At 46.3% G+C, this 22456-nt stretch carries 22 protein-coding genes; 18 read left to right on the top strand and 4 right to left on the bottom strand.

Annotation, left to right across the window (positions count from 1 at the left end; translation table 11 throughout):
• Positions 1-49: 49 nt before the first annotated feature.
• Entirely contained in the window at positions 50-523 is a 474-nt protein-coding gene (gene dfrA1, locus GTH25_RS15065; RefSeq protein ID WP_000777554.1) for a trimethoprim-resistant dihydrofolate reductase DfrA1, read from the bottom strand.
• 331 nt (positions 524-854) lie between these two features.
• On the opposite strand from dfrA1, the gene intI2 reads away from it, so the two are divergent.
• Positions 855-1832 carry a class 2 integron integrase IntI2 gene (gene intI2 / locus GTH25_RS15060; RefSeq protein WP_063962748.1) on the top strand — a complete coding sequence of 326 codons (978 nt, stop codon included), beginning with the start codon at positions 855-857 and terminating at the stop codon, positions 1830-1832.
• A 187-nt stretch (positions 1833-2019) separates the two neighbouring features.
• On the opposite strand, the gene GTH25_RS15055 is transcribed toward intI2, so the two are convergent.
• Positions 2020-2148, bottom strand: coding sequence for a BrxA family protein (locus tag GTH25_RS15055; RefSeq protein WP_238795320.1), 129 nt, complete (start codon positions 2146-2148; stop codon positions 2020-2022).
• 11 nt (positions 2149-2159) lie between these two features.
• A protein-coding gene (locus tag GTH25_RS15050; protein WP_456291237.1) for an IS3 family transposase occupies positions 2160-3319 on the bottom strand; the annotation gives its coding sequence in 2 pieces (ribosomal slippage) (positions 2160-3067 and positions 3067-3319; 1161 coding nt in all).
• A gap of 691 nt (positions 3320-4010) precedes the next feature.
• Between GTH25_RS15050 and GTH25_RS15040 the strand changes: the two genes are divergently transcribed.
• The 14 genes from GTH25_RS15040 (at position 4011) to GTH25_RS14980 (ending at position 19719) form a co-directional block, all read left to right on the top strand.
• Positions 4011-4448 (top strand): C-terminal helicase domain-containing protein, encoded by a 438-nt coding sequence (locus GTH25_RS15040; protein WP_331253715.1) that lies wholly within the window; start codon positions 4011-4013, stop codon positions 4446-4448.
• Positions 4445-5554, top strand: coding sequence for a hypothetical protein (locus GTH25_RS15035; protein WP_164530705.1), 1110 nt, complete (start codon positions 4445-4447; stop codon positions 5552-5554). Before GTH25_RS15040 ends, GTH25_RS15035 begins: the two co-directional genes overlap by 4 nt.
• 12 nt (positions 5555-5566) lie before the next feature.
• Positions 5567-6025, top strand: a complete 459-nt coding sequence (locus GTH25_RS19250; RefSeq protein WP_238795288.1) for a phospholipase D-like domain-containing protein — start codon at positions 5567-5569, stop codon at positions 6023-6025.
• Positions 6006-7100, top strand: a complete 1095-nt coding sequence (locus GTH25_RS15030) for a phospholipase D-like domain-containing protein (RefSeq protein WP_238795287.1) — start codon at positions 6006-6008, stop codon at positions 7098-7100. Before GTH25_RS19250 ends, GTH25_RS15030 begins: the two co-directional genes overlap by 20 nt.
• Positions 7101-7102: 2 nt before the next feature.
• On the top strand, positions 7103-8548 hold the full coding sequence (locus tag GTH25_RS15025) for a sigma-54-dependent transcriptional regulator (protein WP_164530704.1): 1446 nt from the start codon (positions 7103-7105) through the stop codon (positions 8546-8548).
• A 144-nt stretch (positions 8549-8692) separates the two neighbouring features.
• Positions 8693-9385 carry a DsbC family protein gene (locus tag GTH25_RS15020; protein WP_001228924.1) on the top strand — a complete coding sequence of 231 codons (693 nt, stop codon included), beginning with the start codon at positions 8693-8695 and terminating at the stop codon, positions 9383-9385.
• Positions 9385-11784, top strand: a complete 2400-nt coding sequence (traC, locus tag GTH25_RS15015) for a type IV secretion system protein TraC (RefSeq protein ID WP_164530703.1) — start codon at positions 9385-9387, stop codon at positions 11782-11784. Before GTH25_RS15020 ends, traC begins: the two co-directional genes overlap by 1 nt.
• Entirely contained in the window at positions 11777-12124 is a 348-nt protein-coding gene (locus GTH25_RS15010) for a hypothetical protein (RefSeq protein WP_001044650.1), read from the top strand. Before traC ends, GTH25_RS15010 begins: the two co-directional genes overlap by 8 nt.
• Positions 12108-12620 (top strand): S26 family signal peptidase, encoded by a 513-nt coding sequence (locus GTH25_RS15005; RefSeq protein ID WP_202983523.1) that lies wholly within the window; start codon positions 12108-12110, stop codon positions 12618-12620. Before GTH25_RS15010 ends, GTH25_RS15005 begins: the two co-directional genes overlap by 17 nt.
• Before the next feature lie 10 nt (positions 12621-12630).
• Positions 12631-13755 (top strand): TrbC family F-type conjugative pilus assembly protein, encoded by a 1125-nt coding sequence (locus GTH25_RS15000; RefSeq protein WP_164530702.1) that lies wholly within the window; start codon positions 12631-12633, stop codon positions 13753-13755.
• On the top strand, positions 13739-14767 hold the full coding sequence (locus GTH25_RS14995) for a TraU family protein (protein ID WP_024008827.1): 1029 nt from the start codon (positions 13739-13741) through the stop codon (positions 14765-14767). The genes GTH25_RS15000 and GTH25_RS14995 overlap by 17 nt, the downstream gene beginning before the upstream one ends.
• A gap of 2 nt (positions 14768-14769) precedes the next feature.
• Positions 14770-18462 (top strand): conjugal transfer protein TraN, encoded by a 3693-nt coding sequence (gene traN / locus GTH25_RS14990; RefSeq protein ID WP_164530701.1) that lies wholly within the window; start codon positions 14770-14772, stop codon positions 18460-18462.
• Between the two features lie 231 nt (positions 18463-18693).
• Positions 18694-19026 carry a hypothetical protein gene (locus tag GTH25_RS14985; RefSeq protein WP_164530700.1) on the top strand — a complete coding sequence of 111 codons (333 nt, stop codon included), beginning with the start codon at positions 18694-18696 and terminating at the stop codon, positions 19024-19026.
• A gap of 30 nt (positions 19027-19056) precedes the next feature.
• On the top strand, positions 19057-19719 hold the full coding sequence (locus tag GTH25_RS14980; protein WP_164530699.1) for a uracil-DNA glycosylase family protein: 663 nt from the start codon (positions 19057-19059) through the stop codon (positions 19717-19719).
• 92 nt (positions 19720-19811) lie between these two features.
• Here the strand turns inward: GTH25_RS14980 and GTH25_RS14975 are convergent, their stop codons facing one another.
• Entirely contained in the window at positions 19812-20414 is a 603-nt protein-coding gene (locus GTH25_RS14975; RefSeq protein WP_164530698.1) for a hypothetical protein, read from the bottom strand.
• A gap of 367 nt (positions 20415-20781) precedes the next feature.
• On the opposite strand from GTH25_RS14975, the gene GTH25_RS14970 reads away from it, so the two are divergent.
• The 3 genes from GTH25_RS14970 to bet all read left to right on the top strand — a co-directional run bounded on the left by GTH25_RS14970 (position 20782) and on the right by bet (position 22441).
• Positions 20782-21108, top strand: a complete 327-nt coding sequence (locus tag GTH25_RS14970; RefSeq protein ID WP_000455721.1) for a hypothetical protein — start codon at positions 20782-20784, stop codon at positions 21106-21108.
• A gap of 15 nt (positions 21109-21123) precedes the next feature.
• On the top strand, positions 21124-21543 hold the full coding sequence (locus GTH25_RS14965; RefSeq protein ID WP_032469935.1) for a single-stranded DNA-binding protein: 420 nt from the start codon (positions 21124-21126) through the stop codon (positions 21541-21543).
• Between the two features lie 79 nt (positions 21544-21622).
• Complete coding sequence (bet, locus tag GTH25_RS14960) at positions 21623-22441, top strand: phage recombination protein Bet (RefSeq protein WP_164530697.1); 819 nt, start codon at positions 21623-21625, stop codon at positions 22439-22441.
• Positions 22442-22456: the final 15 nt, after the last annotated feature.

The following is a 22456-nucleotide window of genomic DNA, read 5'->3' as shown; positions in this document are numbered from 1 at the left end:
TTTTGGTACAAAAGGCATGACAGGTTTGCGAATCCGTTGCTGCCACTTGTTAACCCTTTTGCCAGATTTGGTAACTATAATTTATGTTAGAGGCGAAGTCTTGGGTAAAAACTGGCCTAAAATTGCTGGGGATTTCAGGAAAGTAAACATCACCTTCCGGCTCGATGTCTATTGTAGATATATGTAGTGTATCTACTTGATCGATCAGGCTTTTGTATATCTCCCCACCACCTGAAACAATGACATGATCCGTTATTTTCTTTAGGTTGGTTAAAGCATCTTTAATTGATGGAAAGATCAATACGTTCTCATTGTCAGATGTAAAACTTGAACGTGTTACGACCGCATACTTTCGGTTGGGTAATGCTCCCATTGATTCAAAAGTCTTGCGTCCAACCAACAGCCATTGGTTATAGGTAATAGCTTTAAACAGGAGCTGTTCACCTTTGGCACTCCATGGAATATCAGGGCCATTCCCGATAACTCCATTCTTCGATATAGCTACCATTAGTGATAGTTTCACAATTCTTCCTCAGAGGTTAACATTTTATTAGTAAGCATGCTCGTTTTGTCACCCGCTGATGCTTACCGTTAATTAATATAATCACTTGTATTAAATAGACTTTCTTTAAAAATATAAGACACTCTGTTATTACAAATCGTGCATGCCGTCTATCCTATTTGCATGATGCACATTATCTCACCCAAAGAACTCATAACACTTTAATTTATTTAGCATTAAATTAAAACTCTACCGGTAAACAAGCATCTCTAGGCGTAAAAAACAGGCACTTTTTTAAATCCCAGCTAGAATAGGCTGTATAGGCAGACAGTTGCAAGACAAGGAGCGTTTTATGTCTAACAGTCCATTTTTAAATTCTATACGCACGGATATGCGGCAAAAAGGTTATGCGCTGAAAACTGAAAAAACTTACTTGCACTGGATTAAGCGTTTTATTCTGTTTCACAAAAAACGTCATCCTCAGACCATGGGCAGTGAAGAGGTCAGGCTGTTTTTATCCAGCTTAGCAAACAGCAGACATGTAGCCATAAACACGCAGAAAATCGCTTTAAATGCCCTAGCTTTTTTGTACAACAGGTTTTTACAACAGCCGTTGGGCGATATTGATTATATCCCTGCAAGCAAGCCTAGACGGCTACCCTCTGTTATCTCTGCAAATGAAGTGCAACGCATTTTGCAGGTTATGGATACTCGCAACCAAGTTATTTTTGCGCTGCTGTATGGTGCAGGTTTGCGCATTAATGAATGCTTGCGTTTGCGGGTTAAAGATTTTGATTTTGATAATGGCTGCATCACTGTGCATGACGGTAAGGGTGGGAAAAGCAGAAACAGCCTACTGCCCACGCGCCTAATCCCAGCAATAAAACAACTCATTGAGCAAGCGCGGCTTATTCAGCAAGACGACAACTTACAAGGCGTAGGGCCATCGCTGCCTTTTGCTTTAGATCGCAAATACCCTTCTGCTTATCGACAAGCGGCGTGGATGTTTGTCTTTCCCTCCAGCACGCTCTGCAACCACCCGTATAACGGCAAATTATGCCGCCATCATCTGCATGACTCCGTTGCGCGAAAGGCATTGAAGGCAGCCGTACAAAAAGCAGGCATCGTTAGCAAGCGTGTCACTTGTCATACATTTCGTCACTCGTTTGCTACGCATCTATTACAAGCGGGGCGTGATATTCGCACTGTGCAAGAACTCTTAGGGCATACCGATGTTAAGACCACGCAAATCTATACGCATGTGTTGGGTCAGCATTTTGCCGGCACCACCAGTCCTGCGGATGGACTGATGCTACTTATCAATCAGTAAAAGTAGATAAATATCTTTATGTAGCCCTGAGTAGCCCCTGATACTTTTTATGGTGAAAAAGATAAACAATCATAGAGGGGATAAATATGAGCCAGTTCTACTATTGTTCAGATAAGTTTAAGCAAGATACTGTTAATCACAGTGACCATTCATGGTCATTACACTTCCTCCAGCTGCCAGACAATGCCTAACATAAAAACGCAAAAGCCCAAAAGTTAGAGCTTAGGTGTTCTAGGCGTTTTCTAAGCGCTGAAGAAATACGTCTTACCGTAGATTGCGTGCGTTTCTGAAGCACATTGATCCCCGCCGCCAACATCGGACAGTTAACTAACATACATTTCTTGCCTCAAAGCGTTCAGGACTAATAAAGCCAATTGCGCTGTGGCGGCGGTACCGATTGTAATCTACTTCGATATATTCAAAAACAAATTCGCGCGTTTGCTTTCCATCCTGTAACGGCTCGCCGTGAATCAGCTCAACCTTAAGAGAGTGGAAAAAGCTTTCCGCACACGCATTATCCCAGCAATCGCCCTTGCGACTCATACTCTGTGTGAGCGAATATTTTTCCAATAACCCCCTAAACGCGTGCGATGCATATTGGCTGCCTCGGTCGCTGTGAACAATAACGCCTTTGGGGAATTTGCGTCGCCACAATGCCATGGTCAACGCATCACAAACCAATTGCGCATCAATATGTTTACTCATCGACCAACCAACAATTTTACGCGAATATAAATCAATCATCACGGCGAGATACAACCAACCTTCTGTCGTTTGAATATACGTAATATCCGTTACCCATTTTTCATTAGGTTGATGCGCAGAAAAATCTCTCGCCAACAGGTTTGGCGCAATAGGTAGTGAATGATTGCTGTCAGTAGTCACCTTGAATAACCTGGCAGCCTTTGCAATTAATCCCTGTCTTTTCAGGCTTTTTCGAATCGTCTTTATATCGAGCGGATTATCTTGCTCCGCCAAATCATAAAAAATTCGTTCGGCACCATACCGGCCTTTACCAGCTTCAAATGCAGCCTTTACCAACGCATCAATCGATTCTCTTTGCTGCATGCGCCAACTAACCATTTCACGATTATCAAGCCAGCTGTAATACCCACTTCGCGAAACTAACAGAACGCGCGCCATCATCGCTATTGAATAGAGCTCGCTATTTGTCAGCATAAATTCGTAGCGTTTTATTTTTGATGCTTCGCGAAGTAGGTGGCCGCCTTTTTTAGGATTTCGAGCTCCTCTGCTTGCTCGGCGAGCTGACGCTTGAGGCGTGCGTTTTCAGCGGCGAGGAGCGATTCTCTTTCGACACCAGTGCGGCTGTTGTTGAGTGCGCTGCGCCAACTGTAAATTTGGCTGGCATAGATGCCCAGTTTTTCGGCGGCTTCCGCTACGCTCAATCGTTCGGCCAGTTTAATAGCCTCACTTTTGAACTCAGCTGTATACTTCTTGTTCTCTTTTGGGGTTGGTTTCTTGCTCATGGATCACCTCTGGAGTAAGTTTACTCAGTTTCTAAGGTGTCCGATATTGGCGGAGGGGATCACATTTTCCTCATACATGGCTTTATCCCAGGCAGCTTCATCAAGCTCTTGGAGTAACAAGCCAGTAATAATGCGACACTTTCGGGTTTGTAGCGAGCCGCTGGTGAGATCGGAGTTATAGCGGAAAGGGGTCATTTGTAATTATTTGTGGGTGGAGGATAGTTAACTTATTATTGTAGTTGGAAGAGGCTGCTTTCCAAACATTAGCACATCGTAATGCTTGTTACTGTATATTAATTTATGCTCTTAGCGCATGTTAATGGGCTATTACAATGCATAATGTCTACATCAAGATAACTGTGGCTTAATACCTGTACAAGCGAAAAAAATCAATCACCTGTCCAGAAATACGGGATCACTGTAAAGTGTTGGTGAGGCAGTCTAGGAGGGGGATTTAATTTGGGATACTGATGAAAGGATTATGATCAGTTGGATATAGGATCGTACTAAGCTGAGCGGCAGGTTAGCTAGATTAGTTAACCAGATAAGTGAAATCTAGTTCCAAACTATTTTGTCATTTTTAATTTTCGCATTAGCTTGCGACGCTACACCCAGTTCCCATCTATTTTGTCACTCTCCCCTAAATAATCCTTAAAAACCCCATTTCCACCCCTCCCAGTTCCCAACTATTTTGTCCGCCCACAAATCAAACCCAAATGTTGAGAAAAACCAACAAAAGCCTTGGGAAGTTGCTGTTTTGGCATTCTATCGGGCTCAAGAGCGAGCTATACGTCGAGCTTTACGAAAGTGGACGGGAAATCATCACGGAGTAAGGCATTTCTATCGAGGTGAAAAATCCTCACCGTATATTGATATTCAGATATGTACCGTAGACCGTTTTCAGGGGCATGAGGCTGATTTTGTCATGCTTAGTTTCGCAAATAACCATCCCACGAGTTTTCTTGAAAGCCCAAATCGCTTGAATGTGGCAATTACGAGGGCCAAGCATCAGCTCATTGTGTACGGAAACCGCCCTGCAATGCAAAAGGCATCGGGTGTGTTAGGTACTTTTGCCAGCAATTCTTACTGGTCTACAACAATCGAGACTGAATCACAGGAGGCACTATGAGCCAGGACATCATACTAAAACGAGAAATTAAGACTGAAAGTTGGCTCATACAGGGTGAAATCGCGCTGGCAGATAGCCGTCCAGAAATTAACTGCGTGCTGCAATTCCTTCAAGATTATCCGAATGCGAGTTCTGCTGAGTGCTCCGAGCATTTATTTGGGGACAAAATCGGACGTCGTGTCGTTGCTGATAGGTTACTAAACATATGTCGATTATATGGGCTTGCTGAGTCTAATCGAGACCAATACAGGCTTACTGAATCAGGACTGATTGCTCTTGAGAAAGATCAAATCCTAGTGCCAGAAGATGGGTGTTGGAGCCTTTGCGTTTGTCATGAGCCTTTATTGCCTCATCCACTTCTTACTATTGATGCGCACACAGAGCCTAGTGCAGCGTCGATCGGACTTGGAAAAAACAGAAATGAGCTAAATGAAAGAGCAAAGCGACTAGTTGAGGTTCCTCAACTAGTCAAAGACGTTCGTGGCCTGAAGGTTGAACCAATAGGTGGAGGTTCGGAAGTACGCGTTGACAAAATTGAACTCAAAGGTGAGCGCATCTCACCGCAAGGAAAACCGTATTACATCGAGTGGAATGTGACTGAAGGCAATGTCGATGTGAAGCGCGGAAAGGATCTTATATTTTCACGTCGGGTTGAACCAATCAGTCGTCAGCAAGTTTTGAAGGTACTTCTGCATAGTGAGGGCTTGCTTGAACAATGGGATGAGCAAACTGAAATCTTGTCAGTGGTTTTCGAAAATACTACTGAATCTGAGCGAATCAATATGAAGCGCTCGGTAAACGTAAAAAGACCATCTGTTCACAAGTTGGGCTCGTTTGATGCGATGAAGTTACACAATATTTCTATATCAGCATTGACTGAATTGGATGCTAAAAAGTGGGCTGAATGGAGATTAGAGAAAAATATCAATATGTATGCCACTAATAGCAAGTACCAAGTTTGGAGAGAAAAAGCACTCGAACCTTTTAAAAGTTGGAATTTCACACTACCTGATAGGGCTGAGTTGGCAAATCAGTTTTGGACTGAAGAAGACCAGCAAAATCAGCATACCTGGCATGTCATTGCAGCCCATGATTGGAACCTATAAGGAATAATAGTGATGAATTTAATTGAAAAGTTTACTAAGACTGAAACTAAGATTGTTGATCAATCAAATACCAAGTTGCCCCCTGTGCTTTTGCCTGTTTTACCTAAACAGGTATCTGATCCGCAACCTATAAATAGCTCTTTGTTCTGCAATGAGCTGCAATCAAGAGTTGTCGAATTAATCGATAATGCTGAGCACTCGGTTATTCTTAGTACGTTTTTACTTGCTGATGAGAATGTCGAATCTGCTGTCCTAAAAGCTGCAAAGCGCAAAGTTCGTGTGTACATACTATTGGCATGTGAGACTCGTCTTGATGGCGATGTGCCTGACGATGACTTTGGTAAGAAGTGTCTTGTGCAGCATAAGGAAATGTTAAACAAATTGTCTGGACATGTTCACTTTGCATCTGCGCCGCATTTCCACGCAAAAGCCGTTGTTATAGACGCATTACATGAAACTGGTAAATGCTAAAGGGTTGCTTTTAACGGCAAACCTTACAGAAGAAGCACTTTTACGAAATGAAGAGCTGGGGGTCGCGCTTTCACGCCATCAAATAGCTGAGATCGTGAATGTGTTCCGTTGGGCAATCTTCGAGAGTGCGCAGCACCATATGACAAGCCGTGGTGAATTCTCAGCATATAAGTCGCCGGGCAATGTCAGATATCCAAGGGAATTAACTGAAATACTGGTCACATCGAGTGAAGACGCTCGAATTAGGGAACACGCATTAGCGTTGATCAATCAAGCGGAAAATGAACTCATCATATCGAGTTTTGGATGGCAAGAGGACCATCAGCTTGTAAAAGCAATATGTGAACGTGCGAAGTCGGGGCTAAAAGTCACCATTCTATCTCGCCAAAGACCCGCAGCCATGCCAGCGTTGATGGCTATGAAACAGGCTGGTGCATCGGTGATGTGTTTTAAATGGCTACATGCCAAAGCTATTGTAGTAGATGGAATGCATGGCATGGTGATGTCGGCCAATTTTCAAGCGCATGGTATGGATCAAGGCTTTGAGTTAGGCGTAAAACTCACCGGTACTCAGGTAAAAGAGCTGATGAACTGCTTGGATATGTTTTTAACTAATAGCCACAATGAATTGAGCATCGACATGAGTCTAGGGATGATTTCTGGTGGTTTTGAAGCTTGGGAAAATAATACATTCAAGAGGTACTCAGTCAGCGAAGTAGACATTGTTGAGTTATCACCTATAAAAGCAGATTGTTTGTCTGATATGGATAAGCACCCAAAAATACCCAATGCAAACTGGCGGGAAAAAACATCGCACAAGATTGAGTATAAATGGCGTATAGAGCCGCCAGTTATCACTAACGCCAGTCCAGAGTATTTCAAACCTTTAACGGCTAAGGATGAAACTTCTAAGAAGCAGGATTCAGGATCGCCTAGAGAGAGTTATGAGCCAAAGGTTGTTCGACTGACAAAAAAACAGTTAGCAATTACAGTTCGTCAAGAATACGAACTTGCCATGGCAAAAAGGCTGAAGCAAAGTGAATTGCCAAACGCCCGAATTGTATTGGAGGCGTAGCTTTGGATAACAAAAACACACTGCTTTGTTGGCACTCAAAAAGAGCTGGGGTTGAGGTATTAGACGAAGCGTTAAAGCGGCTTAAGAATCGTAAAGTTTATGTTGGCAAAGTAATTGTTCTTACTCAGTCAGCTGGGGATAACAGTCTGTACAAAGAGCATGAATTTGGCGATATACAGATTACCTTTCGAACTGTAGCTATCGAGAACCCAGCTGATCACAACGAAATTTATCACGCAATAGAGTCTGAGATTATTCCAGAGCTAAAGCTTGAACAGAATCTTCATATCAATGTATCGCCGGGAACTCCGGCGATGCATGCGGTTTGGTTGATTCTTCATGCTCGGGGGCATTTTCCACGCGAAACAATCCTCTGGTCATCACAATATAACCCCGATACCAAAAGAACCAGCATTGCCAAAGTTGATTTCAGTGTAAATACGTATTTGGCAGAGATCTCTGCTATTTCAAGTTCAGAGGGCGGTTACGCCCTTTACGATTTAGACCCTAAATCAAAAGCAAGGCAGGATGCATTACAAACGTTAAAGCAGTTCTCTTGTGTTCCCAAAGCTCCGTTACTTGTACTGGGTGAACGTGGTACAGGGAAAACGAGGCTAATTGAAACCGTTGTCGGTAAGGTAAAGCAAAAGCAGGTTGTTACGCTTGCATGTGGAGGACTAGATTCTCAAGTGGTTGATAGTATGTTGTTTGGCCACGTAAAAGGTGCCTTCACTGGGGCAGAAAAGGATCGCAATGGACTTTTGAAAGAAGCAAATGGAAAAGTTTTGTTTTTGGATGAGATTCAAGATTTACCAACTTCGGTTCAGCGAAAGCTGGTTCGAGTGCTTCAAGATAACTATCACAGTTTTCGCCCTGTTGGAAGTGACACTGAGGAAGCATCTGACTTCGAGCTAGTTTGTGCGAGTAATAAATCACTTGAGCAATTGGCAACGATACTCGATGCTGATTTCTTTGATCGTGTATCCATGCTCACAATAACAATACCTCCACTTCGTGCATGCAGAGAAGATATTCTGTCGGATTGGCAAAGAATCTGGCAGGAAGTTAATGTTAACCCCAATCTGCCTGCGGAAGCTCCGGTGTCAAATGAATTAATCCAGTTTTTTAACTCGGCATATTTACCAGGTAACTTACGTGACCTAAAAAAGCTGGCATACATGTCTTGTGCGTTTTTGAGCTCTCAAACTTCAGAGTCGGCAATCTCTAGCTCATTAGCTGCGTTGGGCGAGCCTGTTATCCAGGAGGATAGTCCTGACACAAGGTTTGCATTTGGTGATTTATCCAAGACAACTAAGGATGAGTTAACGAAAGCGTTTCATAAGGAATTTGCAACAGCTGCCAAAAAGCAATTCGGTACATGGGTTAAAGCCGCAGAAGCATTGAAGGTGGATCAAAAAACTTTGCAAAAGTATATGAGAGACAATTGAGTTATTTGAGTGTGTGATTGTTTTCATTAATATTTGGTGTTGGTGCTGCTTAGCAAGACGACAAATTCTTCAATCTATCTAACCGAGTCCACATAGGACAACTGCATAGACTGGAGCCTCGATTTACATTAACGAGGACTCCTCATGCGAAAACTATCTCCAATCATTCTGGCGCTTGCGCTGTCTCCTTTGGTTCAAGCTGAACCTGTGTCTGAAGTGTCGCCCGTTGGCAAAATTGACGGCATGGTTTCTTTACCTGTCACGGGTATGAAAGCGGTCGAAAGCAATGGCCGTATTGTTTTCATGTCAGACAGTGGCCGGTTCGTCATTGATGGCACGCTCTATGATGCCTGGTCGAAAAAGCCGCTTACCAGCCTTGAAGAGATTCGTGAAGCGGGAAACACGCTGGACTTAAGTCGTCTTGGCTTAAAAATGGATGATTTGAACCCACTGACGCTGGGCGAAGGCAAAAAGAAAGTGGTGGTCTTTGTTGATCCACGATGCCCGCACTGCCATGAGCTTTTGAAGCAAGCCTTACCGTTAACCAAAGAATACACCTTCCAAATTCTCCCTGTGCCAGTGCTTGGTCCTGATTCAGAGCGTCAGGTTCGCCAGCTTGGCTGTGCGCGTGACAAGAAAGCGGCCACCGATGCATTGCTCAATGGCCGGATTGGTAACCTAGAACAGGATGATGCCTGCAACTTAGAGCCAATGCAGCGTACCCTGGTGACGGCTCAAATCCTGGGCATTCAAGGTGTGCCTTTCATCGTCGCCAATGATGGTCGCATCAGCCGAGGCCGTCCTTATGATCTTTCTGCTTGGTTGGAGGGGCGTTAATGAAAGCCTCTCTTTATTCAGGGCAACGCGCTTCTGAGCTATTGCCAGTATTGGCCTATTCAGACGATGAGCAACTGTTTTTCATGGAAGACCAGAGTGTTGGCTTTGGTTTTCTATGTGACCCATTGCCGGGTGGTGATGAGTCTGTTGCAGACAGGGTTAATGTTCTACTCAACAACGACTGGCCAAAAGACACTTTGCTGCAATTTGGTCTGTACGCATCCCCTGATATTCAAACCGACCTTCAGCGCATGATGGGCTTACGGCATCGTCAATCCGATCCATTGCTTAGGGCGTCGATACGCAAACGTGCGGATTTTCTCGATGGGGGTACGGTTCAACCGATAGAAGAATCGACCCAGACTCAGGTACGCAACTTTCAACTGATCGTCACCTGCAAATTGCCTTTGGAAAATCCTATACCGACGGAGCGTGAGTTGAGTAGAGCATCCGCGCTTCGGGCTTCTTTCTCTCAAGCGCTGGCAACGGTTGGTTTTCGCGTTACTGAGATGACTGACCGAAACTGGCTCTCGGCATTAAGTGCGCAGCTTAACTGGGGAAAAGATGCTTCCTGGCGTAATCCATCACCAATCCGCAGTGAGGCAGATAAGCCACTTCGAGAGCAAGTGTTGGATTATGACCGGGGTATCAAAGTGGATAGTCAAGGTCTGATGCTGGGTGATTACCGAGTTAAAACCCTATCGTTTAAGCGCCTGCCTGAGCGGATCTGGTTTGGCCATGCCGCAAGTTTTGCGGGCGATATGATGACGGGCAGTCGCGGTTTACGCGGGAGCTTTTTGCTGAATGTCACCATTCACTTTCCTTCAGCCGAGGCGATGCGATCTCGTTTAGAGACGAAGCGTCAATGGGCGGTCAATCAGGCTTATGGCCCGATGCTCAAGTTTGTGCCGGTGCTTGCAGCCAAGAAAAAGGGATTTGATGTTCTTTTTGAAGCCTTGCAAGAAGGTGATCGCCCTATTCGGGCAAATATGACCTTAACGCTGTTTTCACCAACGGAAGATGCGTCCATCAGCTCTGTTTCAAATGCTCGAACTTACTTCAAAGAACTCGGATTTGAGCTGATGGAAGACAAGTACTTCTGTTTGCCCATTTTTCTGAATGCCCTGCCATTTGGTGCTGACCGCCAGGCGATGAACGACTTGTTTCGATTCAAGACTATGGCGACACGACATGTGATCCCTCTGTTGCCTTTGTTTGCGGATTGGAAAGGCACGGGCACGCCAGTGATTAACTTTGTTTCCCGTAATGGCCAGATCATGAGTGTGTCCCTTTATGACTCGGGCAGTAATTACAACTGTTGCATAGCAGCGCAATCGGGGTCGGGCAAGTCTTTCCTGGTGAACGAAATCATCTCCTCCTACTTATCAGAAGGCGGGCAATGCTGGGTGATTGATGTTGGCCGCTCTTATGAAAAGCTGTGTGAAGTCTATGACGGTGAGTTCTTACAGTTCGGGCGGGACAGTGGCATTTGCTTAAATCCGTTTGAAATCGTTGAGGACTATGACGAAGAAGCGGATGTACTGGTTGGATTATTGGCCGCAATGGCCGCGCCTACGCAGTCATTAACTGATTTTCAGATGGCCAACCTAAAGCGTCAGACCCGTGAACTTTGGGAGAAAAAAGGTCGTGCCATGTTGGTTGATGATGTGGCAGAGGCCTTAAAAAATCATGAAGACCGTCGTGTGCAAGACGTGGGTGAGCAGCTCTATCCGTTTACGACACAGGGCGAATATGGCCGCTTCTTTAATGGCCACAACAATATTCGCTTCAAAAACCGTTTCACCGTTCTGGAGTTAGAAGAGCTCAAGGGACGCAAGCACCTGCAACAAGTGGTGTTGCTTCAGCTTATCTACCAAATCCAACAAGAGATGTACTTAGGTGAGCGGGATCGTCGCAAGATTGTGTTCATTGACGAAGCCTGGGATCTGCTGACTCAAGGTGATGTCGGTAAGTTCATTGAGACGGGTTACCGTCGATTTCGAAAATATGGCGGCAGTGCTGTAACGGTAACGCAATCGGTCAACGATTTGTATGACAGCCCAACAGGTAAAGCCATCGCTGAAAACTCGGCCAATATGTACCTGCTTGGTCAAAAAGCTGAAACCATCAACGCGCTCAAAAAAGAAGGCCGCTTGCCACTAGGTGAAGGCGGTTATGAGTACCTAAAAACGGTTCATACCGTCACGGGTGTCTATTCCGAAATTTTCTTTATTACCGAAATGGGCACCGGGATTGGCCGCCTCATTGTCGATCCGTTTCACAAGCTGTTGTACTCGTCCCGTGCAGAAGATGTAAACGCGATTAAACAGTTAACGCGCAAAGGCCTTTCTGTTGCTGATGCCATCTCTCAGTTGTTGAAGGAGCGAGGCTATGAATAAGACCACGCTTTGGCCATTTATGGCCTCTATTACTTTGTCTATTGCTGGTAGCGGTTTAATGACCAGCTGGCTCTTAATGAAAACACTCGAACCCATCCACAGCCAGTTGGCGTTAAGTACGCCCATTGCAGTCGTCGATTTTGGGGAGGCGGTGTTGTCACTGGGCCCCAATGCCAGCGAACAAGACATCGAATCCAGGTTGCTTCAGACCAATCAGCAAATTGAAAAGTTAAAAGCAGCCGGTTTTATCGTGCTGGATGCCCAAGCGGTGGTGGGTGCAGATGATTCTGTATTCGTGCCAGTAGGATCAAAGGAGGTGTCTCATGCAGATACTCCGTAAAAGAATGCCTTGGCGGCCATATCTCATCCGTTTGACCATTCTTGCGTTAATCATGGCCTTGGTAGGCACCTACGCCATGATGCGCTACCGAATAGGTATTGATACCCAGCAAGAGCGATGCCTGCCTGATACCACGGTGTATCTGATTGACCTATGGAATAAAGAGCCCGTTAAGGATGGTTTGTATGCCTTCCACTCAAAAGGACTTGCTCCGTTATATAACGACGGTACTCGTATGCTGAAACGCCTAACAGGGATGCCTGGGGATGAGGTCAAGGTGACGCCTGAGCATGTACTGGTGAACGGTGCTGAAGTCTCAAATGGCATGGCATTAGCCCAGCGTCTTGGTGTGGCGGAATCACAATTTAGCCGCTCATTGACGCTGCAAGAAAACGAATATTGGTTTTCCGGTGAGGCAGCAACGAGTTTCGACTCCCGCTATTGGAATGCCGTTAAGCGCGAGCAGATTGTTGGTCGCGCTTGGCCGCTTTGGTAGGAGGTGGAAGATGAGAAGACTATGCCTCTTATTTTTGTTGGTTGCGCCATTGGCTTTTCGTCAAGTGTCCTGGGCACAAGAGCCTTATCCGTTGTCTGACGAGGACAAAAAGATCGTCGAAATGAGCCGCAGCATTTTACAAAGTGTTGTGGATGGTTCATCTGAATTTATCGAGCCTTTTTCACCGATTGAACAACCTGCGTCGCTCAAACACAACGATGAATGGTTGATTTTTGCGTCGTCTTCACTGGGGGATTCCTCACTGAAGCAGCTATTTAAAGAGGCCAGTGCAACCGGCGCTATTGTGTTGTTTCGGGGAATTCCTGAAGGAAAGACCTTGGGGGCGGCTATCCGTGATTGGCATACGCTGATGGTGGGACTTGATCCTGTTCCTCAGGTTCGAATCGATCCGAAAGCCTTTGTGCACTGGCGGGTGACTAGCGTGCCTGCCATTTTCCGCATAGAAGATGACAAGGTGACTGCAAGTGCACTAGGGGTTTACAGCAAGGACTGGTTGCAGCGTCAAATTGAAACAGGCAATACCGGTTCATTGGGTCAACGCGGTCCTATTCATTCCATTTTAGAACCGGATTTAATGCAAGTGGCGATGCAGCGTTTACAGTCGCTTGACCTGGGCGCGTTAAAGAAAAAAGCCATTGAGCGTTTCTGGTCTCGCCAAACTTTCACTGACTTACCCAAAGCCACGCAGTATCGGATAAGAACGGTTGATCCAACCATCGTCATGCAGCGGCCACTATTGGATGCCAATGGCCGAACATTGATCCCAGCAGGAACGCGTATTAACCCGCTCAAAGCCTTGCCGTTTACTCAGCAGCTTGTGGTGTTTAATGCGTCGAACGCTGAAGAAGTGGACGCAGTTGCGCATTGGCTTGAGACGCAAGATAGGACACTGCGCCGCATTACGCTTATCACCACGCAGCTCGACCGTACTCAAGGTTGGAATCGCCTCAATGCGCTCGAAAAGACATTGGATAGTCCGGTTTACCTTCTCAATGCCTCGCTAAAGCAGCGCTTTGATTTGCAAGTCACCCCATCGTTTGTTCAAGCAAAGGGGCTCGCGTTTGAAATAGAAGAAATTCCAGCAAAGGAGCTTGTTCATGAAAAAGCTCAATAATACGTATCGTCTGTTGCGGACTCTCGTTGTCATGTTTGTCCTGGGCGCATCTATTTCTGCTAAAGCCGAACTGACCTGCCCAGACGCGGGTTTATTGTCCGGTAAGTTGCTGACGGATGTTTGCTGGTCATGCATTTTTCCTATCCGAGTGGCGGGTCTTCCTCTTGGCTCTGGCAGTGTCCCAAGCGGCGCATCAAACAAGTCGTTTTGCTTATGTGAAGACAACTTAGGTGTGCCAAGGCCAGGTATTGTTACCAGCATGTGGGAGCCAGCGCGTCTGATTGAACTGGTCAGAACGCCGGGTTGTTCGCCTTCCCTTGGAGGGATTCGCTTACCGTTAGGTGATAGGCGATTGCAAGGTGGTCATGGTGAAGGTGAATACGATACCGGTGATCTTGCTTTCTACCATTACCATTATTACGCCTTTCCGCTTTTGGTCATGCTCGATTTGTTCATGGATGGCAATTGCAATGCCGATGGTTACATGGATTTTGACTTGATGTATTTGTCGGAATTGGACCCAACATGGCTGAACGATGAACTGGCCTTTTTTACTCAGCCTGAAGCTGCTGCTGTTGCTAATCCATTGGCTATCTCTGCTTGTACCGCTGACGCTGCTTCATCAACGCTTGGTAAACCCATCGATCAGTTGTTTTGGTGTGCTGGCAGTTGGGGCCATCTCTATCCGTTATCTGGCCACACCTTAGCCTTTGGTTCATTAGCAGAAAACACCAGCCATTTAGCGGCGCGTGCAATCGCGGCTCAACACAGGCGTGGTCTTGCAAGGCGAACAATGGGGAACAGTGCGCTATGCCGACCTGTTATCGAACCCATGCTGCCGAAATCCCAATACAAGATGAGTATGTTCTTCCCTGTACCAGAAACTGAAAGTGCGCATGTCATCGGTGAAAGCACCATGAAATGGGGAGAGTGGCGAACGATCCCCGGTGCCGGTGAAGATGCGCTCTACATTTTGTGGCGCTGGCAAGACTGCTGTAACTCGGGAGGTTAACCATGAAACCAACACTTTTCACCCGAGTGTTAGCGGGTATTTTATCTATCACTATGGCGTGCTTGCCCCTACATGGTGTCGCCGCTGATGTGCAGCGCCAATCCGGCTTAAGCGGACAACAAGAAGGTAAGCAATTGCTGCAAAACTGGACGATGCCCGCACTCAATGGCAATACATTGTCGGTGCCGAATGGCAGTGGTAATGAGACGATTAACTTGCAAGAGCTTTTCCCTGGTATGGATCAGGGCTCATTGGATATCTTAATGGGCGTTTATGGCTCTGATGCCAGTATGAATCAATTGGGGACGCAGCGCCAAGAGAGCATGGCATCCGAAAGTGGCGCTACGGGTGAAGCATTTCGCTCGCTACAGCAAATCAAAGACAGGTCTCGGCCAGATATGGTCAATGATCCACTTTGGGCATTAAGTGATGCGGTTCAAACTGACCCCAATCTATTAACGCAAAGCTTCCCAGGCTGTGAGTCTCAAGGTGAAGGTAGCCCAAATTACCAGCAATGCGACAGGCTCAATACAGCGGTTAACAGTTGCACTATTACTCACGATTACACGGCAGGCATTATTGAGCATGTTTCAGGACCGATGAACCTTCGCTCTTGTGGTGAGGGGTGTCTTGAAGTTTGGATAGGACGTATTGGCGACAACTACTGGAGTGGCCGTTGTAAAGTGTTTGAACAGGCCATCACACTCAAAGTCGTGAACCCCGATGCGATTACCTCAGCCGTACTTGAGTACGCCAAATGGGATGACTACATGCAAGTGTGGCTTGGTGATCAGAAAGTCTGGTCTGGGCCGAACAATAACTTTCCACCAGAAACGGCAGGTCGCTGCGAGCTTAGTACCAGTTGGGAACGCAATCCTAATACTGACCTCACTGCCAAGCTAAAAGCGGTAGAACCAGGTTTGGATGTGCCGGTAAAAATTCGCGTATCGGTTACGGGTAGTGGTGAGGGGTATGCACGCATCAAGGTGCGCTTTGATCCAACCAAGGTGGTGATGAATGATAGTTGGTCGCCACAATCCTGTATTGAACAAGCAGCGGATATCCCGACGAAGTTTTCAGACTACAGCATTCAATGCACGGATCAGCCGTCTTCAACCAACGGATGTACGGTGGTCAATGGTGTTTCAGTTTGTGAATCCTACTTTGCCCCAAGCCCTGTGGCTGGCATATCGCCTTTGTGTCGGCGTGTTCAAGTGAGTGTGGATGACGAAAGCTATAAGGGGATTGAAAATCAGGCCTGCCAAGTGCTTGAAGCAAATCCTTCCTGTGGATTCATGTCGTCAGAATGTGCCGAAACCAATGATAGAGGTGAATGCATTCGTTTTACCGATACCTATGACTGTGGATTGCAAACCAGCGATCCAAAGTGTGTGGTATCCAACCTTATGCCGAGTAGTTTTGAGGCCTGTGAGCCTACGCAGACGATCACGCCATTTACTGAAACCAAGCATATACCGGATTACCAAGTGTGCGAGAAGATCAGCACGCTTACTCAGTGTCAGTTAGAGCGACGTGTATCCGCTGAAACCCATCAACAAAGCTGGTCCATTGAGCGTGGTTGCTTTAGCTCTGAAACGCTCAGTTTTGTTCCACAGCACAGCAATACTATGCAAACTGGAAACGCGACACTGAGGATTTTTGATAATCAAAATACTGAGATAAAAATCACCGAGTCGCCGTCCAAGGCAAATGGTTGGAAAACGACACTCTCATTGACGGGCAATAAGGAGACGGTGACTGAGACGAAACCGTCCATTAAATACCCTGAAATGACCTGTCCAAAAGGAACCTTGGTTGGCTCATTGTGCAAGGTCGTTAATGGGTCGATTATTTCGTGGCATGAACCTCAGGAAGTCACTCGTTCCAGATGTGAAACAGGCTGGAACAAAGTCGATTTCGATACTTGCAGCCGAGAAGTTCAGAAGTGTTTGGCTCCTGCGAAACTGAGTGCTTCCTTGACCTTCTCCGGCAAGTACTTAGAGCAGGACGTTGTTCATCAATCAAGTGACCCAGGCATAGACCAATGCTTGATGCAAACGGATCAGTTTACTGCGGTGCAGTGGCAGTGTTTAGATACGGGCACAAAACGAATCGACGGATTAACGGTTGGTAGTGGAGAGTTGGCGAATCTTGAAAGTCTTTATCCGTCTGTTGTTTCGTCTCCTGCTCATTTAACCAGTCGCGGCAGTTCTGATGGGCTGGGGCTCTCATGCTGGAGGGCAAGAGCGACCTACAATGCTTCGACTGCTCATCCAGAGTTCAATATGGGCAGCTCAGATAGCTGGGTAGATGCCAATGGTAATACACAAACCATCGTCAATAACGGACAAAACACGACCACCAATACGTGTGCCGCGCTAGAGCAAAACCCTGCCTGCCAGTATGTCAGAACCGAATGCACTGAAGGCGGGGCTGGTCATGAAGGCTTCTGTTATATCCAAAGTTTGGTGTATGACTGCGGACAAAGCGTTGAAGTGCAAAATGCACGAATGGAAACTCAATACAACTGTGAGGGGCCAGTTCGCTGTATGGGCACTGATTGTTTAGAGCCAGAGTCAATCAAGCAGGCTAACTTTGCAGAGGCCGCTGCGATGCTTAATGCGGCGCAGTTTATGACCAATGATATGTCTTGTACGGGAGCTGATGGCCAAGATAACGTTGAGTGTACGATCTTTAAAGGTAATGCTGGCCAGTGCAAAAAAGCCGTTGGCGGCATAGTGGATTGCTGTGAAAAGCCAAGTGGCGTGTCGTTATCGGACTACATCACGATGATAGTGGCGGTTAACAAGCTTGATACGGCAGTCATGGCCATGAATCCGTCGTCAGCTATCTATGGTTCGTGGAATACGCTCAGGGAGCCAATCACGAGCACTTGGAGTGCGGTCAAAGAGCCTTTTGTGTCTGCATGGGACTCTCTCATGGGGGCTGGGCCATCAACGGCTGCTGGCGCGGGAGCGGAGCAAGCTGCGACTGGCTTTATGCAGGTGTTGACCAACAAAACGGCTGAGTGGGTAGGCACGACCTTTGGTTCGGGGGCGCAATCGGCACTATTTAGCAACGTTGGTGGCGCAGTTGGAGCCGATGGTGTTGTTTCGGGCGGTAACTTTGCGCTGGGTGGCGCTGCGGGCGCGGTTCTGAGTACGGTTATGACGGCCTACATGATTTATTCAGTCACTATGATCCTCATTCAGCTTATCTGGAAATGTGAGCAGAGTGAGTTTGAGATGAACGCCAAGCGGGTATTGAAGAGTTGCCACTATGTAGGCTCTTACTGCAAGTCTAAGTTCTTAGGTGCCTGTGTTGAGAAACGGCAATCATATTGCTGTTTTACTTCGCCGCTTTCACGGATCATTCAAGAGCAAGTGCGTCCGCAATTGGGCCTTGGCTGGGGCAGTGCGAAATCTCCCAACTGTGAAGGATTGACCGCGAGTCAGTTAAACCAGGTGGATTGGAGCCAAGTCAATCTGGATGAATGGATAGGTATCTTATCGATCACGGGCAACCTACCCGAAGTACCGTCACTGGATCTGGAACGACTCACAGGCTCAGGAAGTACGCTAAACGTGGATGGAAACCGTCAAAGTGCCGCAGACAGAGCTATTGAAAGGCTAAACGGAATGGATGCCCAGAAACTGCGTCAGGAGGCGACGGAAGAAATTTCGGGGAACAATTGAGCACGTCCTTCTAAAATAGCTGCGCCAATAATGTTCCATTTTGGTTACTTTAATGAGCGTAATTTGCCTTAAGGTAACCAATTTGGCACTTTGTGCCTCTTATGTTTTCTGTTCAGCTTGTGCGCAATTTGCTCTGATTTTTTTACTATTTTCAGACTTAGGAGGCTGCTGCAAAAAGGAAAAGCTGATAGTCTGGCACATATCAAATTTATGATAAAAGGAAAATTAATAATGCCTAATTTCGATCAAAACTTTGAAGCTACTCGCTTGGCTATGCTTTCAAAACAACACCCTGACATTGTGAAGGTGTCGGGTGAGGTAGTGTTTCGTGCGGAAGATGACGAAGACCGCCTAAGCGGAACATCTTGGACTCTTGAAGATGACATTTTTGATCAGGTCACCGAATCAGGCTTCAAACTACACTTGCTTGAACTTCTGGATAATTTCATAGAATACCGAGGTCAATGTAACGAGCTTCCGAAAAAGGAAGGGATTGTACGTTTCGGTGGTGGCACTTTAAATATTGAATGGCTACCTGATGGAACTACCCATCTATCCAAATGATGTTTCATAAGAACCTGCCTGAGTTTTCCTATGGATGATAAATATGTTTCAGAAATAGACTGTCTTGATAAGTTGATGGTTGCATGGGAAGAGGCATTCCCGAAGGATTGGTATTTCAACTACGATGGAGTGATTTCAGCTGAGGACTGGGATAGTTGTGGCAAAAAAGTTTTGTTTGTTTTAAAGGAAACAAATGAGGCAGAGCAAAATATTGTCAACGCTATTAATAGAGCTATTGAAGTGAAGGCAAGTGGATGGTGGCGAGGAAATGTTCTCCGTCGGGTGGGGCGTTGGGCTTACGGACTTCAAAAATATGATGGGGTTGTGCCGTCCCTGAGAGATGCCAAATTAAATGAAAAAATTGCCGTTAAGAGTATTGCATACATAAACATAAGGAAAACCTCGGGAAGTGCGCGAACCGACCAAAAATCGTTTGACGCCCATGCCAGAGAATTTGCCCCTTTTGTTAGAAGGCAAATTGAGTTGATTAACCCTGACATTGTTGTACTTTGCGGCACATATAATCAAGTTAAACGTTACGTCTTCCCTGAACTTAAAAAAGTTAGCGAACGAGTGCATGTTAATGAGGGGGTTGTCTTCATCAATGCCTTCCATCCTGCTGCAAGAAAAAAGTCGGCCATGCTTTATCATCAAGTACTTGATAACTACCACGCTTACAAAAATCATGTATAGCCAATGCTTGAATAGTTATATGCAGCGCTAGCCTTGCTTCGTATCTTGAAAAAGCCCCTTCGAGAGGGGCTGTGTGATGGGAGCCTAATTGGCTAGCTGGCGGGGTTATCTGTTTCCTCTTCAGTGATACCGTCATCGGTTGAAGGCACCGCTTGCTCAACCTCTGCTTCTTTACCCTTCGCTTGGGCTGATTTTCGTGCTCGAATTTCGATATCAATAATGCGTCGAGCCAGTTTGATGATGCGCTGTTGCCATGCGTAGTTACCATCAACACGTTGCTTGTTGCTAAGCACGCTAGATAACCAGAGTGTGTCCATTGAGATCATCAACGCATCGAGTTTGCGAACTAAGCCAACAAACTGGCCAACCTGGGGCGAGCTTATTTTGGCGTTGAAGGTAATTGGGTCGGTGTAGTCAGGTACTTCATCGATGCCGTTGGACTCCATTAGTTTGTCCAAACGAGCTTGTTCGCTGTCTACCGCCTTAGCGCAATCCTCGATCAACTGGCTAATGATCTGTTCCACTTCATCGATTTCGTTCTCATCACCAATGATGCGTAGGATGACATCGATTCCGTAAAGCGCACTGACCGTGCGCCTAAAAACACGGTCAACGACACGTTGCGCCTGTAAGCTGTTAATTGTGAATGATTGTTCAAAGATGGGTTTTGAGTAATTGGGTTTTGCTTGGGCCATAAGTTTGCTCCTGATATGACAATAATCAGTCCCTAGCCTAATCCTCTGTGAGGTATTGGCCTTTCAGCTAGGTGGAAGAATTGAGCATCTTTCTAACTACCCTGTCTGGATAAGACGGTTACACTGACTATCAAATATTGCTGATCTGTTTCAGTGATATCTGCGCCTGAGAGCATGAGCTCAAAGGAAGCCCGCCGCTGAGTATTCTCAGTGGTACTAAGAGGTAGCTAGCCTCCTTAAACAAATAGCCTGCATGTTTTTACATGCTCAACCATGCGTTCCTTACGGTTCGCCTTTTCACCACCCAACTGGGGGAGTTTTCCCCAGTTGGGGGTGACTCCTTCAAAACCAACATAAGGAGTCACCAATGGAATATATCTTCGGATTTATTATCCAAATCGCAGGCATTATGTTGCTTGCAAAACTGAGCTGGTCGCTTTTGCGATTGCTTGCTCGTCAAAGCGTGCGCCCGTTTCGATTTGTATTTACTCAAATCAAGCGGTTGTTCACACCAACACCAAAACGTCGTCCAATGGCAGTGCCTAAAGCTCCTGGTATGCCCCGTTTGACATCTGCGTTTTACAAAGAGCCACATCAGTACGACATGGCTTTACTCGAAATACCAACCTATCTGCGCCGTCAGTCTTCTTTGCCCAGCCGGGTAGAAGCAACTGTGTGCACTGAGTTCAACTAAGACGAGGAGAACATCATGAAAAACCAAGTAACACTCATAGGCTATGTTGGCTCTGAGCCAGAGACGCGAGCCTATCCATCAGGTGATTTAGTGACCAGCATTTCACTGGCCACTTCTGAGAAATGGCGCGACCGTCAATCCAATGAGCTCAAAGAGCATACGGAATGGCATCGGGTCGTTTTTCGAGATCGTGGTGGATTTAAGTTAGGGCTCAGGGCAAAAGATTTAATCCAAAAAGGAGCGAAGCTTTTTGTTCAAGGGCCTCAGCGCACGCGCTCATGGGAGAAAGATGGCATTAAGCATCGATTGACCGAAGTGGACGCGGACGAGTTTCTGCTTCTTGATAATGTGAACAAAGCATCTGAGCCATCAGCGGCGGATGATGCAGGCTCCCAAACTAATTGGGCACAAACTTATCCTGAACCAGATTTTTAACCGAGCAAAAACGCTTTAACCCAGCCGGGAGTACTTTCCCGTCAGGGGCAGACTCCCACTTTGATTGTCGGAGTCCACAATGGAAAAACCAAAGCTAATCCAACGCTTTGCTGAGCGCTTTAGTGTCGATCCAAACAAACTGTTCGATACCCTAAAAGCAACAGCATTCAAGCAACGTGACGGTAGTGCACCGACCAATGAGCAGATGATGGCGCTCTTGGTGGTTGCAGATCAGTACGGCTTGAACCCTTTCACCAAAGAGATTTTTGCGTTCCCTGATAAGCAAGCTGGAATTATTCCAGTGGTAGGTGTCGATGGATGGTCTCGCATCATCAATCAACACGACCAGTTTGATGGCATGGAGTTTAAGACTTCAGAAAACAAAGTCTCCCTGGATGGCGCGAAAGAATGCCCGGAATGGATGGAATGCATTATCTACCGGCGCGACCGTTCGCACCCAGTCAAAATCACTGAATACCTGGATGAAGTCTATCGACCGCCTTTTGAGGGTAACGGAAAAAATGGCCCTTACCGTGTAGATGGTCCATGGCAGACGCACACTAAGCGAATGCTAAGACATAAATCCATGATCCAGTGTTCCCGCATTGCGTTTGGCTTTGTGGGAATTTTCGATCAAGACGAAGCGGAGCGAATTATCGAAGGCCAAGCAACACACGTTGTTGAGCCATCGTTGATTCCACCCGAGCAAGTTGATGATCGAACCCGAGGGCTTGTTTACAAGCTTATCGAGCGGGCGGAAGCTTCAAACGCTTGGAATAGTGCATTGGAATATGCCAATGAACATTTTCAAGGTGTTGAACTGACGTTTGCGAAACAAGAAATATTTAATGCACAGCAACAAGCAGCCAAAGCGCTCACACAGCCTTTAGGTTCTTAGCGCCACGCATTCATT

The sequence above is a fragment of the Proteus terrae subsp. cibarius genome, assembly GCF_011045835.1.
Lineage (GTDB): Bacteria > Pseudomonadota > Gammaproteobacteria > Enterobacterales > Enterobacteriaceae > Proteus > Proteus cibarius.
This window is presented reverse-complemented; position numbering and strand designations above follow the sequence as displayed.

Coding starts and splice junctions, on each gene's coding strand:
- bet (WP_164530697.1), top strand. CDS start 21,623: ATGGAAAAACCAAAGCTAATCCAACGCTTTGCTGAGCGCTTTAGTGTC.
- GTH25_RS14995 (WP_024008827.1), top strand. CDS start 13,739: ATGAAAAAGCTCAATAATACGTATCGTCTGTTGCGGACTCTCGTTGTC.
- GTH25_RS15030 (WP_238795287.1), top strand. CDS start 6,006: ATGAAACTGGTAAATGCTAAAGGGTTGCTTTTAACGGCAAACCTTACA.
- GTH25_RS14980 (WP_164530699.1), top strand. CDS start 19,057: ATGGATGATAAATATGTTTCAGAAATAGACTGTCTTGATAAGTTGATG.
- GTH25_RS14965 (WP_032469935.1), top strand. CDS start 21,124: ATGAAAAACCAAGTAACACTCATAGGCTATGTTGGCTCTGAGCCAGAG.
- GTH25_RS15055 (WP_238795320.1), bottom strand. CDS start 2,148: ATGTTGGCGGCGGGGATCAATGTGCTTCAGAAACGCACGCAATCTACG.
- GTH25_RS15035 (WP_164530705.1), top strand. CDS start 4,445: ATGAGCCAGGACATCATACTAAAACGAGAAATTAAGACTGAAAGTTGG.
- GTH25_RS15020 (WP_001228924.1), top strand. CDS start 8,693: ATGCGAAAACTATCTCCAATCATTCTGGCGCTTGCGCTGTCTCCTTTG.
- intI2 (WP_063962748.1), top strand. CDS start 855: ATGTCTAACAGTCCATTTTTAAATTCTATACGCACGGATATGCGGCAA.
- GTH25_RS15000 (WP_164530702.1), top strand. CDS start 12,631: ATGAGAAGACTATGCCTCTTATTTTTGTTGGTTGCGCCATTGGCTTTT.
- GTH25_RS19250 (WP_238795288.1), top strand. CDS start 5,567: ATGAATTTAATTGAAAAGTTTACTAAGACTGAAACTAAGATTGTTGAT.
- GTH25_RS14970 (WP_000455721.1), top strand. CDS start 20,782: ATGGAATATATCTTCGGATTTATTATCCAAATCGCAGGCATTATGTTG.
- GTH25_RS14975 (WP_164530698.1), bottom strand. CDS start 20,414: ATGGCCCAAGCAAAACCCAATTACTCAAAACCCATCTTTGAACAATCA.
- GTH25_RS15010 (WP_001044650.1), top strand. CDS start 11,777: ATGAATAAGACCACGCTTTGGCCATTTATGGCCTCTATTACTTTGTCT.
- traN (WP_164530701.1), top strand. CDS start 14,770: ATGAAACCAACACTTTTCACCCGAGTGTTAGCGGGTATTTTATCTATC.
- GTH25_RS15005 (WP_202983523.1), top strand. CDS start 12,108: ATGCAGATACTCCGTAAAAGAATGCCTTGGCGGCCATATCTCATCCGT.
- traC (WP_164530703.1), top strand. CDS start 9,385: ATGAAAGCCTCTCTTTATTCAGGGCAACGCGCTTCTGAGCTATTGCCA.
- GTH25_RS14985 (WP_164530700.1), top strand. CDS start 18,694: ATGCCTAATTTCGATCAAAACTTTGAAGCTACTCGCTTGGCTATGCTT.